The sequence below is a fragment of the Buttiauxella sp. AC038 genome, assembly GCF_979253565.1.
Map to the genome: position 1 here is coordinate 3783458 of NZ_CEEDCQ010000001.1, position 13845 is coordinate 3797302.

Here is a 13845-nt window from a genome sequence, read left to right on the forward strand (position 1 = left end):
ACCTTTACGCATTATCTACCCTACATCGCAATATTGGTCCTACCAATTAAGCGAAAAATAATAAGCACATCACGTTCTGGAGAGTCCTGCATGCAAGCCTGGCAACAAGTCTATGACCCCGCAGGTAACATATGGCTATCAAGCCTCATCGCCGCTATTCCGATTATTTTCTTCTTCTTCGCACTGATTAAACTGCGCATGAAGGGCTACACCGCCGCCACCATTACCGTGGTCCTGGCGCTATTAGTGGCGTTACTTTTCTACCGTATGCCGGTTGACCGCGCATTGTCCTCAGTTGTGTACGGCTTCTTCTACGGACTCTGGCCGATTGCCTGGATTATTATCGCCGCCGTTTTCGTCTATAAAATCTCGGTAAAAACCGGGCAGTTCGACATTATCCGTTCGTCGATTCTTTCCATTACGCCTGACCAGCGCCTGCAAATGCTGATCGTCGGTTTTTCATTCGGCGCGTTTCTTGAAGGGGCTGCGGGTTTCGGTGCGCCAGTGGCGATTACCGCCGCATTACTGGTTGGCCTCGGCTTTAACCCGCTGTATGCCGCAGGTCTTTGCCTGATTGTGAACACCGCACCAGTAGCGTTTGGTGCCATGGGGATTCCCATTATTGTCGCAGGCCAGGTCACCGGCCTCGATAGTTTTGAAATCGGCCAAATGGTGGGCCGCCAGTTGCCGTTCCTGACCATGATTGTACTGTTCTGGATTATGGCGATTATGGACGGCTGGCGCGGTATTAAGGAGACGTGGCCTGCGGTTATCGTGGCCGGCGGTTCGTTTGCTATCGCGCAATTCCTCAGCTCAAACTTCTTAGGGCCAGAGCTTCCGGACATTATCTCTTCGCTGGTTTCGCTGGTGTGTTTGACCGCATTTCTGCGCGTCTGGAAGCCGGTTCGCATCTTCCGTTTTGGCGATATTGGCGCATCAGTTACCGACCAGACGCTGGCTCGAAAAAACTACAGCGCAGGCCAGGTAGTTCGCGCCTGGATGCCGTTTATCTTCCTGACTGCAACCGTCACACTTTGGAGCGTCCCGCCGTTTAAAGCGCTGTTTGCACCAGGCGGTGCCATGGCTGATTGGGTATTTAACGTCTCAGTGCCATTCCTCGACAAAATGGTCGCCAAAATGCCACCGGTTGTCGCCGAAAGCATGGCCTACGCGGCGGTGTATAAATTTGACTGGTTCTCCGCAACCGGCACCGCGATTCTGGTTGCAGCACTTATCTCCATCGTTTATCTGCGCATGAAACCGAAAGCGGCCATCGAAACCTTCGGTGAAACGCTCAAAGAGCTGGCGCTGCCGATTTACTCCATCGGCATGGTGTTGGCATTCGCATTTATCTCCAACTACTCCGGCCTTTCGGCAACTCTCGCCCTGGCGCTGGCGCACACCGGCCACGCATTTACTTTCTTCTCGCCATTCCTCGGCTGGCTGGGCGTGTTCCTGACGGGCTCAGATACTTCATCAAACGCCTTGTTCGCCGCGTTACAAGCCACGACCGCACAACAAATTGGCGTGTCGGACTTGCTGCTGGTTGCCGCTAACACCACTGGAGGCGTAACCGGGAAGATGATTTCGCCGCAATCTATCGCCATCGCCTGTGCAGCCGTAGGGCTTGTGGGTAGAGAGTCGGATCTGTTCCGCTTCACCGTTAAACACAGCCTGATTTTCACCTGCATGGTTGGCGTAATTACTACACTACAGGCCTATGTCTTAACCTGGATGATCCCTTAATGACGACGCACCTGCGCCTGGCCGACCATCTGGTCGAGCGCGTAAAAGCACTGATTAGCGAACGTAATCTGGAGGCGGGCATGCGGTTGCCCGCCGAACGCCAGCTTGCGGCGGAAATGGGTGTCTCACGCTCATCGATTCGCGAGGCGATTCAAAAGCTGATTAGCGAAGGTATTCTGATTAGCCGTCGCGGCGGCGGCACCTTTGTGCGCTATGAAGTTCAGGCGTGGTCGGAACAACGCATCGTACAGCCACTAAAAACGCTGGTGGAAGATGACCCCAACTATCGCTACGACATTTTAGAAGCACGCCATGCGATAGAAGCCAGTACTGCGTGGTACGCAGCTCAGCGGGCAACACCTGCCGACAAAGAGAAGCTCATCGCCTGCTATGACGCAACCGTGAAATTTAAAGAGAGCGATGACCCAGATCTCGCAGCCCAGGCCGACGTGCGCTTCCACCTGGCAATTGCCGAAGCCTCTCACAACATCGTATTGCTCCAGACAATGCGCGGTTTTTTTGACCTGCTGCAATCCTCCGTAATGCATAGCCGCCAGCGCATGTACACCGTACCGGCAATTTTTGCCGGTCTCACCGAACAGCATAACGAACTATTGCAGGCCATTCTGGCAGGCGACCCGGAACGTGCGCGCCTTGCCGCAAAAACACACCTTGGGTTTGTCCATACCACGATTAAAACCCTGCATGAAGATGAAGCCCGACAGGCGCGAATTACCCGCCTGCCCGATGAAGATACCGACGTAACAAGGGACGAAAATCCATGATTATTTCAGCTGCATCAGACTACCGCGACGCGGCAAAACGCATTTTGCCGCCATTCCTGTTCCATTATATTGACGGCGGGGCCTATGCCGAACACACGCTACGTCGCAACGTTGATGACCTTGCGCAGGTGGCGTTAAAGCAGCGCGTGTTGAAAAACATGTCGGCATTGAGCCTTGAGACCAAACTGTTTAATGAAACCCTATCGATGCCGGTAGCGCTCGCGCCGGTTGGTTTGTGCGGAATGTATGCCCGCCGTGGTGAAGTACAAGCGGCAAAAGCGGCAGCCGCAAAAGGCATTCCGTTTACACTTTCTACCGTTTCTGTCTGCCCGATTGAAGAAGTGGCACCCACCATTGATCGGCCAATGTGGTTCCAGCTGTATGTTTTAAAAGACCGTGGTTTTATGCGCAATGCGCTGGAGCGCGCCAAAGCCGCTGGCTGTTCGACGCTGGTGTTTACCGTTGATATGCCGACGCCAGGCGCACGTTATCGCGATGCGCATTCCGGCATGAGCGGGCAACATGCCGCACTGCGCCGTTACTGGCAGGCCGTGACGCATCCACAATGGGCGTGGGACGTGGGCCTGAACGGTCGCCCGCATGATTTAGGGAATATCTCAGCTTATCTGGGTAAACCGACCGGACTTGAAGATTATATTGGCTGGCTGGCGAATAATTTCGACCCGTCAATTTCCTGGAGTGACCTGGAGTGGATTCGTGAGTTCTGGGATGGTCCGATGATCATCAAGGGTATTCTCGACCCGCAAGATGCCAAAGATGCGGTACGTTTCGGGGCCGATGGGATTGTGGTGTCAAACCACGGGGGTCGTCAGCTCGACGGCGTGCTGTCATCGTGTCGCGCCCTACCCGCCATTGCTGACGCTGTCAAAGGTGATATCGCGATTCTTGCCGATAGCGGTATCCGCAGTGGGCTGGACGTGGTGCGCATGATTGCGCTCGGAGCCGATACTTGCCTGTTAGGTCGCGCTTATCTGTATGCGCTGGCAACCCACGGCCAGGCTGGTGTCACCAACTTGCTGAACTTAATCGAGAAAGAGATGCGCGTGGCGATGACGCTAACCGGTGCTAAATCTATTTCTGAAATCAGCCCTGAGTTGCTGGTGCGCGAAGGGCTGAAAGATATTCTTTCGCCACAAAGCATGGCGGTTGGGTTTTAAATAAACTGATGCTCGCCAGGTTGTAAGTGGCGAGCATTTCCACTTAATTCGTCAGCTCCGCAAAACTGATTCCCGCAGCATTAATGATTTTTTTAGTGGTGCTGATGGTCGGGTTACCGCGTTCGGAAAGCGTTCTGTAGAGTGTTTCGCGATTCAGTTTGGTTTCGGCGGCAATTTTGCTCACCCCGCCTCGAGCTTCTACAAGGCGGCGTAAAGCCAGCAGGAATAACACTTCACCGTTTTCTTCATCCAGGCCCGCAAATGCCCCTTTTATATATTCAACGGCAAAGGCGGGATCTTCTTGAAGCATTTCAATAACAGTTTGGTCAAACTCGTTAAATTTCATTTTCTGACTCCCGATGTTCTTGCCACCACGCCACAGCCTGGTCGATATCCGCCTGCTGTTTGCGTTTATCACCACCGAGCAGTAACAGATAAGTATTCTTGCCTTCATGGGCGTAATAAATTCTGTAGCCCGGCCCTTCATCAATGCGCATTTTCCAAACGCCTTGCCTGCAAGGCTTATGGTCACCTGGGTTATTGATCGCTAACTGGTCAATTCGTTGAACGATTTTTGTTTTAGCGCGTGCATCCCTTAACAGCCTTAACCACTCATCAAATGGAACCCTGCCATTTTGCAATTTGAAATACTTAATGATGTTCATCCCTGAAGCCCCTCGATTGTAGCTTTAATACCACAGCAGTCAATGAATAAATTTTGCGCGAAAAAGCTATTTGCGCAGCAAATACAGCAGGTCCAATGAATACAGCGAGAGAAGTTCGAAGGGGGTTTCAGCTTTGCGGCATATCTTCCAGGATGCAAATAAATGGAGCAACGCTGCCGCCGAAATTCATCGAGGCAGCGTGTAGAGAACGTTAGTTGAGTTTGTAATCGAGGGTGATTTCAGCTTTCATCAATTGTGAAACCGGGCAACCCGCTTTGGCTTTCTGAATAATCTGGTCGAATTTAGCGCTATCTGCATTCGGCACTTTTACCGTACTGGTCAGTGCGATTTTAGTGATGGCGAAACCACCATCGGTTTTATCCAGTGAAACATCGGCTACCGTATCAATGCTTTCTGCTGTGTAACCCTCTTCGCCAAGCATTAGCGAGAGCGCCATCGAGAAACAGGCTGCATGTGCGGCACCAATTAGCTCTTCTGGATTGGTACCAGCTGCGCCTTCAAAGCGGGTATTAAAACCATATGGCTGTTCTTTCAATGCGCCGCTCTCGGTAGAGACGGTGCCTTTACCGCGTTTAATGTCACCTTCCCAGTGAGCCTGCCCTTTCTTATGAATCGTCATCTTTGTGCTCCTGTTTTATTTATGCAAAGCATAAGTATAGAAGTTGAATCCAGGTCTGCTGACAACTAAGAGCAATCCTTATCGCGTAAAAATAAATCGAATAAATCCTCATCCCCAAGTGTTCACTGCATATCGAACACCATGAGGGCTTTACCATGAACCGTTTTTCTCCCTGGTTGTTACCTGCTGTTGCCAGCAGCTTCTTATTACTTTCAGGCTATGCTCAGGCGATGGGTGGCAGCAGTGACGAGCCCACTCCGCCAACCTGCCCGAAAGGGCAAATTTATGACTCAAAAACCAAAACCTGCATGGTCGATAAAGGCGGGATGATTGGCGATGAAGCGCGTACCGATTACGCCTACGCGCTGGCAAAAGCGGACCGTTATCAGGAAGCACTGGATATGCTCAACACGCTAAAAGATCCCAATACTGCCGAAGCGCTGAATTACCGGGGTTACGCCACCCGCAAGCTTGGCCGCACGGATGAAGGCATCAGCTATTATTTAAAATCTGTGGCGCTTGATCCCAAATACCCCAAAGTTCGCGAATATCTGGGCGAAGCGTACATGATCAAAAATCGTCCTGATTTAGCACGCGAACAACTCGCGACCATCAAAATCCTGTGCGGCGTAGGTTGCGAAGAATATCGTGACCTGGCAGCAGCTATTGATGGCCACCCGGAATCCTGATATTCGCCTCTGGAGGCAAAAATCAGCAGCGAGACAATACGCAACGAAATCGCTCTCTACCTCTCCCGCCTGTGGCGTTACGGCCTGGTGCTCTCACACCGGCGGGATGTGGCGGACGATCTCGTTCAGGCAACCTGTGTGCGGGCGCTCGAACGCGCCTCACAATACGCCACTGGCAGTCGTATGGACCGCTGGCTGTTCTCTATTTTGCATTCGATCTGGATTAACGAAGTGCGGGCGCAGCAAATTCGCCGTGGGCAAGGTTTTGTCGATGTGGATGAACTGGTCGGCGAAGAAAACAGTGACGCCCCTATTTGGTCTAACGATGTCATGAAGCGGGTTAATCGTTTGCCGGAAGCCCAGCGGAATACCGTGTTTTTGGTGTATGTGGAAGAGTTGTCTTACCGGGAAGCAGCTGAAGTGCTAAATGTGCCTGTCGGCACGGTGATGAGCCGCCTTTCTACTGCACGCCTTACCCTCGCTCAGGACAACTCACTCCAGCCAGACTCGCCGCAAATCAAAGGAGAGAAATCATGAGCCTACCGCTGGGTTCGGACGAAATGCTGGTGGCGTATCTGGATAATGAGCTCAGTGATGCGCAGCGCAAAGATCTGGAAAAACGGCTGATTGAGGACGAGGCTCTTACTCAGCGCCTGGCTTTACTGGAACGCAGTAATCTGCCTTTTAAAACGGCTTTTGAACCGCTACTGGAGATGGCCCCGGCTAAGCGCTTACAACAGCGCCTCCCTCCTGAAATTCGCAAAACCTCAGGGGTTTCGCGACGGCATTTGATTGCAGCCGCAGTCGGTTTCCTGGCACTTGGCGTGGTGGGCGATCGAGTGATTATTCATTTAACGCAACCCGAAGATAACTGGCGCGAATTAGTGGCGCAGTATATGGCGCTTTATACGCCGGAAACACTGGCGGAAACGCCATCAAACCAGGCTATGGATGCGCAATTGCAGACAACGGGCGAGCAGCTAGGCCTCGTTCTTTCCTCTTCGAGTCTGTCGCTACCAGGTGCTGTATTAAAAAACGCACGAATGCTGGCATATGATAACCAGAAAATTGCGCAAATTACCTGGCTTGATGAAGTGCACGGCCCTATGGCGTTATGCATTACAAAAAATTCAGGCCGCGGGATGCAAAAGATGAACGAACAACGGTTCGGCATGAATATTGTTTATTGGGCAAGTGCGAACCACCAGTTTATGGTGATTGGGCATGGTTCTGAGGAACAAGTCAGTCAAGTCGCCGAGCGGCTACAAAGTACAATCGGAGCTTAGTTCAGGCAGGCAGCAACTTTGCTTGCCCACAGGCAAAAATTGCAAAGTGCACGCTTAGACCGTCCAGTCTTCGACACGCAAACGCGCCACCATAGTAAACGCACGATCGCTGGTGATAATCGTCGCGTTTCGGCTAAGGGCATGCGCGGCAATTAACTGATCAAGGTGGCCCATGACTTGGCCTTTTTGTTCCATTGCCGCGCGGAGCTGGCCGTAGCTTTTTGCGGCTTCACTATCCCAGGCGTATACGGTGACTGTTTCCAGAAAACCCTGCACTGCAGCAGTTAAGGCTTTGCTCTTGCGCTTAGCAACGCCATACAACAACTCAGCTTCCGTGATACTCGATATACAGATTTCTAAAGGCCGCATTTTGGCAAGCTTTTCCAGCACATTTGGGTGCTGGCGGAAAAGATAGCTCACCGTGTTGGTATCGAGCATATACATGGTCAGTCCATCCCTGCGAAAGGATCTCGGTCTGCAGTACCCTGGTTACGTTCTTGCTCGTCAAGGAAGTTACTCGGCACTTTTGCTTTTTTCAATAAAGCAAAAACGTTGTCCCATCCTTCTGGTTTAGCTGGTGTTTTTGAAAGAATCACGTTTCCATCCTTGTCTTTGCGGATATACACCCTGTCGGTATCAAACTCAAATTCCACCGGTAACCTCACCGCCTGGTTTCTGCCGTTTTTAAAAAGCTTTGCGACGCGTTCCATGGGATCTCCTGACACTCATCGGCCTATGCCATAGCATATGCCAATGGAACACATCAAACAAGCTCACTTCTTGTACGTTTAACGTCTGTGCCGGCAAATCTATCCTGGATGGGTGAACTTAGGTTGGCTTTATTTCAACCAATGAATGGTTTTGCGAGAAGCTTTCAGGATTATGAAAAAACGATGGGATATTGCAGTGAATAATGAGACTGATGACAAACCTTTCCCCTGGCCCGATTAGCGAAACAACATCCGAAACCATCGGCGTAAACGGTGGATGTCGCTTGCGCTAATCCACCTTACACCATCTTTTTACTGCACCAGCGCAGTCAGCTTGCCAAATACGCCTGCGCCATCGGCATCACGCCTGATTTGCACCACATCCTCAAGCTTGTCGATCTGGCTAATCATCTGCTCAAGGCGCTGGTCGTCTGCCACTTGTAGCCAGATTCGGCTCTGATCACCCTGTGGGAGAGGAAGGCAAAGAATGCCTTCAACGTTAAACGCGCGGCGGGCAAACAGGCCACAAATATGAGACATCACGCCCGGATGGTTACGCACCGTAAGCTCCAGAATAACGGTTAGTTGTTGCATCGCTTACTCTCCAATCATTTCAATATTGGCAGCACCTGGCGGCACCATCGGGAATACTTTTTCGCTGGCATCAATACGCACGTGGATCAGACATGGGCCTGGTCGTGAAATTGCGTCTTGCAATGCCTGTTGCGGGTTTTCGGCTGCGTTTAAATCGCACGTTGCGAGGCCAAAACCTTCGGCAATTTTCAGGAAGTTTGTCTGCCCTGAATAGGTCGCGGCAAAAACATTTTGTTGATAGAACAATGTTTGTTGTTGATGCACCAGCCCCAAAGCCTGGTTGTTGAGCAAAATAATTTTTACATCCAGATTGTGTTCAGCAGCAGTCGCCATTTCCTGAATATTCATCATGATGCTGCCGTCGCCAGTGAAGCACAGCACTTTGCGATTCGGTTCAGCTAATGCCGCACCTACCGCTGCTGGTAGGCCAAAGCCCATGGTTCCCAGGCCGCCAGAAGTCAGCCACTGGCGCGGACGGTTCAGCGGATACGCTTGCGCCACCCACATCTGGTGTTGGCCTACGTCAGTGGTGATAACGGCTTCATCATCCACACAGGCGGCCGCCGCGTTAATCAGGCCGTATGGCGTCAACGGGTTATCGGCACCAGGCATATTGAACGGGAATTCATGCTGCAAACCAGCTACTTGTTGCAGCCATTCCTCGCGCGGTTTCGCGTCAATTTTTGGCAGTAATTGTTCAAGCACTTCACCCACGTCGGCGCGAATGGCAACATGAGCTTGTTTAATTTTACCCAGCTCAGCGCGGTCGATATCAACATGAATGATTTTCGCGTTCGGGCAGAACTCTTCGGTTTTACCAATCGCGCGGTCATCAAAACGCGCACCCAAAACAATCAGCAAATCCGCTTCCTGCAAAATGTAGTTGGTGCTACGCGCACCGTGCATACCCAACATGCCCAACGATAACGGGTGTTTAGCGGGAACGGTGCCGAGAGCCATTAACGTCATGGTGGTGGGCAGGTTAGCTTTTTCGGCCAATGCTCGCGCATCAGCATGGGCATTAATCACCCCGCCGCCAAGATACAGCACCGGGCGCTGCGCCTGGTTAATCATCGCGGCAGCATCGGCAATTTGTTGGGCTTCAAATTGTGGTGCTGGAGTGTGTGCGGAAACAGACGGCAACTCGTTGATGTCGATTTCTGCGGTTTGCACATCTTTTGGAATATCAATCCACACCGGACCAGGGCGGCCAGATTCAGCAATGCGAAACGCGTCGCAAATTACCTGCGGTAGTTCAGCAATATCGCGAACCAGATAGTTGTGTTTGGTGATAGGAATGGAGATGCCGTAGGTGTCGACTTCCTGGAATGCGTCGGTGCCAATCATCGATTTCGGCACCTGCCCGGTGATACACACCAGCGGGATGGAATCGAGTCGCGCATCGGCAATTGCTGTGACCAGGTTTGTGGCACCAGGGCCGCTACAGGCGATGCATACCGCCGCTTTGCCCTGCGTTCGTGCCATGCCCTGCGCCATAAAGCCTGCGCCTTGTTCGTGGCGCGCCAGAATGTGGCGGATTTTTTGGCTTTTACTCAGTGCGTTGTAGAGCGGCAGAACGGTGCCACCGGGAATACCGCTAACGGTGGTGATGCCATGATGTTCAAGCATTTGCACAATTAATTGTGCACCCGTAATACGGTTTGCTTGCGGTGGGTTTTCCGAAATTGCCATTGCTCCAGTCCTTCTTCTTATGCCGTTTCGCTTTTGGCCGGGGGACTAAAACAAGAAACCCCGCCCGGTTTGCGCCGGCGGGGTTTTGGAATCGATGTGTTGATTCAGACCCTACGGCGCATTGCCGACGACGACCACCACCACACGCACGACGACCACCGCGGCTGGTAGCGCGGTTAGTAGTAGGGCTGATGTGTGCAGGTTAGTTGTCATTTGGGTCCTGAATGTGTTGTGTGTTTTTAACAGCGAATTTCATACAAACATACTGCTTCGTTTCGCACAACAGCTTTATTCGCCATGGATGAAAATCGTGCGTGAGATCACATCCGCGTTTCAGCGTTTAAATGGTTGTTGCAGCAAACTCCTGACGCAGCTCATCAATCGGCAGGTAACGCCCGATAATCACTAAGCGCGAAACGCGTGACTCGGACGGGTGCCACATCGAGCCATAATCAAAACCCACCACTTTATGCACACCCTGCACAATCAAGCGCTGCGGATGATCGGCAATCGCCAGTACACCTTTATAACGCAGCATGTCGTTGCCAAAACGCGCGATGCAGCTTTCCATAAATGCGCCGATTTTTTTCACATCCAGCATTCCGGCATCAAAAACATGCGCCTGAATGGCATCATCCCAGGAGCGTTTGGCCGGCATTTTACGGAACGGCTGGAAACGATCGGGGTGGCCGGTATCAGCACGAATCACATGGAACCCTGCAGCCACATCGATGTTATCGGTGAGTTCAAAAGCGTTAAGATCAAGCCAAAACTCTTCCGGACACTCACCGTTTACGATCTCAAACAGATCCGCTTTGTTATTGATCCGATTAATCCGATCGAGCGCCAGCTGTTTTGTCTCTTCATCAACACGATCCGCTTTAGTCAGCAAAATACGATCGGCAAAGCCAAGCTGTGACGCCGCAACCGAATGCTCATCAAGCTGGCGTGAGATATGTTCGGCATCAGCAAGTGCGATAACCGCATCCAGGCGCAGCGCTTCACGCAGGTGTTCATCGACAAAGAAGGTCTGGACGATAGGTGCTGGGTCCGCAAGGCCCGTAGTTTCAACAATCAGACGCTCAAATTTCAGCGTTCCGGCAGCACGCTTTTCCAGCATTTCTCTTAATGCTGCGGTGAATTCCCCGCGCACGCTGCAACAGACACAACCATTGCTCAGTTCCACAACGTTGACGTTTTCACCGCCTCTGAGCAATGCGCCATCAATATTTACTGCACCAAATTCGTTTTCAAGAATAGCGACGGTGGCGTTGTCGCAATGGGCGAGAAAATAGTTGAGAAGTGTGGTTTTCCCGGAACCGAGAAAACCCGTTAACAGGGTGACAGATACCGCTTGATTCATGTCAAATTCCTTCGTTTAGCAGCAGCGAGCGCCGCCTTTTCCGCCGTAGCGCGCATCCTGACGCTCACGGAAAAACTCTTCATATGTCATTGGCGTCTGCTCCGGATGGGTCAGACGAATGTGTTGTACGTAGTTGTCGTAATCAGGGACGCCAACCATCAGTTTAGCGGCCTGGCCGAGATATTTTCCAGCTTTAGCGAGTGTGTCGAACATGGTAGCTCCGGGCGTAAAATCCACCTCCCCTTACGGGGAGATGGATGAATGGCTTAGTGCGCACTTTTCGCCTGCGCAACAATCTGCTCAACATCTTCAGGCATCTTCTGGTAAGGCGTTTCCTTCGCCGTTGGCGTGTCCGATCTCAGCGCCTGGCGCGCGGTTTTAATCGCAAACAGACCAATCACCACCACAACCACCATAAAGAAGATGGTCAGCCCAGCATCCAGACGGTTGTTAAACACCAGTTGGGTAAGCTGAGACTGAGTGTATTGCGCGGGAATATTGCCGCTGTCTATCATTGCCTGGAACTTGTTAGCGATAGCCAGGAAGCCCACTTTCGGGTTGTCGCTGAACGCTTTTTGCCAACCAGCAGTCAGCGTACAGAACAGCAGCCAGGCCGTTGGCACCAGCGCCACCCAGGCGTATTTCTGTTTCTTCATCTTAAACAGCACGACCGCACACAGCATCAGCGCCATACCCGCCAGCATCTGGTTAGCAATACCAAACAGAGGCCACAGGGTGTTAATACCGCCAAGGGGGTCAACAACGCCCTGATGCAGGAAATAACCCCATGCCAGCACGCAAAGCGCCGTCGCCAGTAAGTTCGCAGGCAACGAATCTGTACGCTTGAGGCTTGGGGAGATTACGCCCAACAAGTCTTGCAGCATAAAGCGTGCCGCACGTGTACCGGCGTCGACCGCAGTCAAAATGAACAGTGCTTCAAACAGAATAGCGAAGTGATACCAGAACGACACATCCATCAAGCCGCCCAACGCGCCATGCAGAATATACGCCATACCAACCGCAAGCGTTGGTGCACCGCCTGCACGGGAAATGATGCTTTGCTCGCCCACTTCATTGGCAATGTTGGTTAAGGTGTCTGGAGTGATATGGAAGCCCCAGCTACTGACAACACTTGCCGCAGAGGTGACGACATCCACCGTCCCTGCCGGAGCCAGAACCGCCATCGGGCTGTTCATCGCGAAGTAGACGCCAGGGTCGATAACACAAGCCGCCACCAGCGCCATAATCGCCACAAACGATTCCATCAACATGCCGCCGTAACCGATGAAGCAAGCCTGGTTTTCATTAGCCAGCATTTTCGGCGTGGTGCCAGAGGCAATCAGCGCGTGGAAGCCTGAAACTGCACCGCATGCAATGGTGATAAACAAGAACGGGAACAAGTCGCCGGTCCAGACCGGGCCAGTGCCATCAATGAATTTAGTCAGCGATGGCATTTGCAGCGTTGGGCGCATAATCAAAATGCCAATCGCCAGCCCAATAATGGTACCGATTTTCAGGAAGGTTGAGAGGTAATCACGCGGTGCCAGCAGCAGCCAAACTGGCAGAACTGCGGCGACAAAACCATAACCCACCAACATCCAGGTCAGTTGCACACCAGTAAAGTCAAAGTACGGTGCCCAGGTTGGGCTTTCGGCAACCCAACCGCCAGAAATAATGGCAAATATCAGCATCACCAGGCCGATAACCGACACTTCACCAATGCGGCCAGGGCGCAGGTAGCGGATATAGACACCCATAAACAACGCCAGCGGAATGGTGAACGCCACGGTGTAGGTGCCCCACGGGCTATGGGTCAGCGCTTTCACCACAATCATCGCCAGCACCGCGAGGATGATAACCATGATCATAAAGCAGGCCACTAGCGCGATCACACCCGCCGTGTTGCCCATCTCTTCTTTCACCAGTTCGCCCAGTGAACGCCCGTCACGACGGGTTGAGACAAACAGCACCATAAAATCTTGTACTGCACCGGCTAACACCACACCAGCCAGCAGCCAGAGCATACCAGGCAAGTAACCCATTTGCGCGGCAAGCACCGGCCCGACAAGCGGTCCCGCACCAGCAATCGCAGCAAAGTGGTGACCGAACAACACTTTCTTGTCGGTAGGTACGTAGTCAAGCCCGTCGTTATGGCGCACAGCTGGCGTCATACGAGTGGCATCAACAGTTAACACCCGTTTAGCGATAAACAGGCCGTAGTAACGATAAGCGATGAGGTAAACGCAGATTGAGGCAACTACAATCCACAATGCGTTTATCTGTTCGCCACGATTGAGCGCGATGTAGCCGAGCGCGAATGCACCTATCAGTGCAAGCACAGCCCATATGAGGTGTTTCCCTGGATTATTCATATTGTTTTCCATGTGTAGAGCCAGAGGTAGAGGCAGACGGTATTACCGTTTTGTTCTAGAACAAGCACATGGATTTAACAACATTGAAACATTGGAATACAGTAGTTTGACCAGGTCTTTACATC

The 13845-nt window shown here is 52.1% G+C and carries 17 protein-coding genes; 6 read left to right on the forward strand and 11 right to left on the reverse strand.

Going from position 1 to position 13845, the window contains the following annotated elements:
- Positions 1–90 precede the first annotated feature (90 nt).
- From lldP to lldD, 3 genes are read left to right on the forward strand one after another with little or no spacing between them, the layout of a single operon-like run.
- A complete protein-coding gene (gene lldP, locus AC0IXI_RS18045; RefSeq protein WP_471682882.1) occupies positions 91–1746 on the forward strand; it encodes an L-lactate permease in 1656 nt (551 codons plus the stop codon).
- Complete coding sequence (lldR, locus tag AC0IXI_RS18050) at positions 1746–2531, forward strand: transcriptional regulator LldR (RefSeq protein WP_471682883.1); 786 nt, start codon at positions 1746–1748, stop codon at positions 2529–2531. The genes lldP and lldR overlap by 1 nt, the downstream gene beginning before the upstream one ends.
- Positions 2528–3709 (forward strand): FMN-dependent L-lactate dehydrogenase LldD, encoded by a 1182-nt coding sequence (gene lldD / locus AC0IXI_RS18055; protein WP_471682884.1) that lies wholly within the window; start codon positions 2528–2530, stop codon positions 3707–3709. Before lldR ends, lldD begins: the two co-directional genes overlap by 4 nt.
- A 43-nt stretch (positions 3710–3752) precedes the next feature.
- Here the strand turns inward: lldD and AC0IXI_RS18060 are convergent, their stop codons facing one another.
- The 3 genes from AC0IXI_RS18060 to AC0IXI_RS18070 all read right to left on the reverse strand — a co-directional run bounded on the left by AC0IXI_RS18060 (position 3753) and on the right by AC0IXI_RS18070 (position 5014).
- Positions 3753–4055, reverse strand: coding sequence for a helix-turn-helix domain-containing transcriptional regulator (locus AC0IXI_RS18060; RefSeq protein WP_064516854.1), 303 nt, complete (start codon positions 4053–4055; stop codon positions 3753–3755).
- Positions 4045–4374, reverse strand: coding sequence for a type II toxin-antitoxin system RelE/ParE family toxin (locus AC0IXI_RS18065; protein ID WP_134183903.1), 330 nt, complete (start codon positions 4372–4374; stop codon positions 4045–4047). Before AC0IXI_RS18065 ends, AC0IXI_RS18060 begins: the two co-directional genes overlap by 11 nt.
- A gap of 211 nt (positions 4375–4585) precedes the next feature.
- Positions 4586–5014, reverse strand: a complete 429-nt coding sequence (locus AC0IXI_RS18070; RefSeq protein ID WP_064516850.1) for an OsmC family protein — start codon at positions 5012–5014, stop codon at positions 4586–4588.
- A 155-nt stretch (positions 5015–5169) separates the two neighbouring features.
- Here AC0IXI_RS18070 and AC0IXI_RS18075 point away from each other — a divergent pair, with 155 nt between their 5' ends.
- From AC0IXI_RS18075 to AC0IXI_RS18085, 3 genes are all read left to right on the forward strand, one after another.
- A complete protein-coding gene (locus tag AC0IXI_RS18075) occupies positions 5170–5703 on the forward strand; it encodes a tetratricopeptide repeat protein (protein ID WP_471682885.1) in 534 nt (177 codons plus the stop codon).
- 87 nt (positions 5704–5790) lie between these two features.
- Entirely contained in the window at positions 5791–6240 is a 450-nt protein-coding gene (locus AC0IXI_RS18080; protein WP_243839598.1) for an RNA polymerase sigma factor, read from the forward strand.
- The gene (locus AC0IXI_RS18085; RefSeq protein ID WP_424222571.1) at positions 6237–6989 is read left to right on the forward strand and encodes an anti-sigma factor family protein; all 753 of its coding nucleotides are present in this window, start codon (positions 6237–6239) and stop codon (positions 6987–6989) included. Before AC0IXI_RS18080 ends, AC0IXI_RS18085 begins: the two co-directional genes overlap by 4 nt.
- A gap of 54 nt (positions 6990–7043) precedes the next feature.
- Here AC0IXI_RS18085 and AC0IXI_RS18090 read toward each other — a convergent pair whose 3' ends face one another.
- The 8 genes from AC0IXI_RS18090 to cstA all read right to left on the reverse strand — a co-directional run bounded on the left by AC0IXI_RS18090 (position 7044) and on the right by cstA (position 13720).
- Positions 7044–7433: a type II toxin-antitoxin system VapC family toxin gene (locus AC0IXI_RS18090; protein ID WP_422568955.1), complete on the reverse strand. Its 390-nt coding sequence runs from the start codon at positions 7431–7433 to the stop codon at positions 7044–7046.
- 2 nt (positions 7434–7435) lie between these two features.
- Complete coding sequence (locus AC0IXI_RS18095) at positions 7436–7699, reverse strand: antitoxin (RefSeq protein ID WP_064557150.1); 264 nt, start codon at positions 7697–7699, stop codon at positions 7436–7438.
- 312 nt (positions 7700–8011) lie between these two features.
- Complete coding sequence (ilvN, locus tag AC0IXI_RS18100; RefSeq protein ID WP_034456867.1) at positions 8012–8293, reverse strand: acetolactate synthase small subunit; 282 nt, start codon at positions 8291–8293, stop codon at positions 8012–8014.
- Positions 8294–8296: 3 nt separating this feature from the next.
- Positions 8297–9985, reverse strand: coding sequence for an acetolactate synthase large subunit (ilvB, locus tag AC0IXI_RS18105; RefSeq protein ID WP_471682886.1), 1689 nt, complete (start codon positions 9983–9985; stop codon positions 8297–8299).
- Positions 9986–10096: 111 nt separating this feature from the next.
- Entirely contained in the window at positions 10097–10198 is a 102-nt protein-coding gene (ivbL, locus tag AC0IXI_RS18110) for an ilvB operon leader peptide IvbL (RefSeq protein ID WP_134183912.1), read from the reverse strand.
- 127 nt (positions 10199–10325) lie between these two features.
- Positions 10326–11348, reverse strand: coding sequence for a CobW family GTP-binding protein (locus tag AC0IXI_RS18115; protein WP_471682887.1), 1023 nt, complete (start codon positions 11346–11348; stop codon positions 10326–10328).
- Between the two features lie 15 nt (positions 11349–11363).
- The gene (locus tag AC0IXI_RS18120; RefSeq protein ID WP_034456870.1) at positions 11364–11561 is read right to left on the reverse strand and encodes a YbdD/YjiX family protein; all 198 of its coding nucleotides are present in this window, start codon (positions 11559–11561) and stop codon (positions 11364–11366) included.
- A 53-nt stretch (positions 11562–11614) separates the two neighbouring features.
- Positions 11615–13720, reverse strand: a complete 2106-nt coding sequence (gene cstA, locus AC0IXI_RS18125; RefSeq protein ID WP_134183916.1) for a pyruvate/proton symporter CstA — start codon at positions 13718–13720, stop codon at positions 11615–11617.
- Between the last annotated feature and the right edge of the window lie 125 nt (positions 13721–13845).

What these genes read in the sequence shown, in the direction of transcription:
- lldP (WP_471682882.1), top strand. Translation starts at nt 91, where the DNA reads ATGCAAGCCTGGCAACAAGTCTATGACCCCGCAGGTAACATATGGCTA.
- lldR (WP_471682883.1), top strand. Translation starts at nt 1,746, where the DNA reads ATGACGACGCACCTGCGCCTGGCCGACCATCTGGTCGAGCGCGTAAAA.
- lldD (WP_471682884.1), top strand. Translation starts at nt 2,528, where the DNA reads ATGATTATTTCAGCTGCATCAGACTACCGCGACGCGGCAAAACGCATT.
- AC0IXI_RS18060 (WP_064516854.1), bottom strand. Translation starts at nt 4,055, where the DNA reads ATGAAATTTAACGAGTTTGACCAAACTGTTATTGAAATGCTTCAAGAA.
- AC0IXI_RS18065 (WP_134183903.1), bottom strand. Translation starts at nt 4,374, where the DNA reads ATGAACATCATTAAGTATTTCAAATTGCAAAATGGCAGGGTTCCATTT.
- AC0IXI_RS18070 (WP_064516850.1), bottom strand. Translation starts at nt 5,014, where the DNA reads ATGACGATTCATAAGAAAGGGCAGGCTCACTGGGAAGGTGACATTAAA.
- AC0IXI_RS18075 (WP_471682885.1), top strand. Translation starts at nt 5,170, where the DNA reads ATGAACCGTTTTTCTCCCTGGTTGTTACCTGCTGTTGCCAGCAGCTTC.
- AC0IXI_RS18085 (WP_424222571.1), top strand. Translation starts at nt 6,237, where the DNA reads ATGAGCCTACCGCTGGGTTCGGACGAAATGCTGGTGGCGTATCTGGAT.
- AC0IXI_RS18090 (WP_422568955.1), bottom strand. Translation starts at nt 7,433, where the DNA reads ATGTATATGCTCGATACCAACACGGTGAGCTATCTTTTCCGCCAGCAC.
- AC0IXI_RS18095 (WP_064557150.1), bottom strand. Translation starts at nt 7,699, where the DNA reads ATGGAACGCGTCGCAAAGCTTTTTAAAAACGGCAGAAACCAGGCGGTG.
- ilvN (WP_034456867.1), bottom strand. Translation starts at nt 8,293, where the DNA reads ATGCAACAACTAACCGTTATTCTGGAGCTTACGGTGCGTAACCATCCG.
- ilvB (WP_471682886.1), bottom strand. Translation starts at nt 9,985, where the DNA reads ATGGCAATTTCGGAAAACCCACCGCAAGCAAACCGTATTACGGGTGCA.
- ivbL (WP_134183912.1), bottom strand. Translation starts at nt 10,198, where the DNA reads ATGACAACTAACCTGCACACATCAGCCCTACTACTAACCGCGCTACCA.
- AC0IXI_RS18115 (WP_471682887.1), bottom strand. Translation starts at nt 11,348, where the DNA reads ATGAATCAAGCGGTATCTGTCACCCTGTTAACGGGTTTTCTCGGTTCC.
- AC0IXI_RS18120 (WP_034456870.1), bottom strand. Translation starts at nt 11,561, where the DNA reads ATGTTCGACACACTCGCTAAAGCTGGAAAATATCTCGGCCAGGCCGCT.
- cstA (WP_134183916.1), bottom strand. Translation starts at nt 13,720, where the DNA reads ATGAATAATCCAGGGAAACACCTCATATGGGCTGTGCTTGCACTGATA.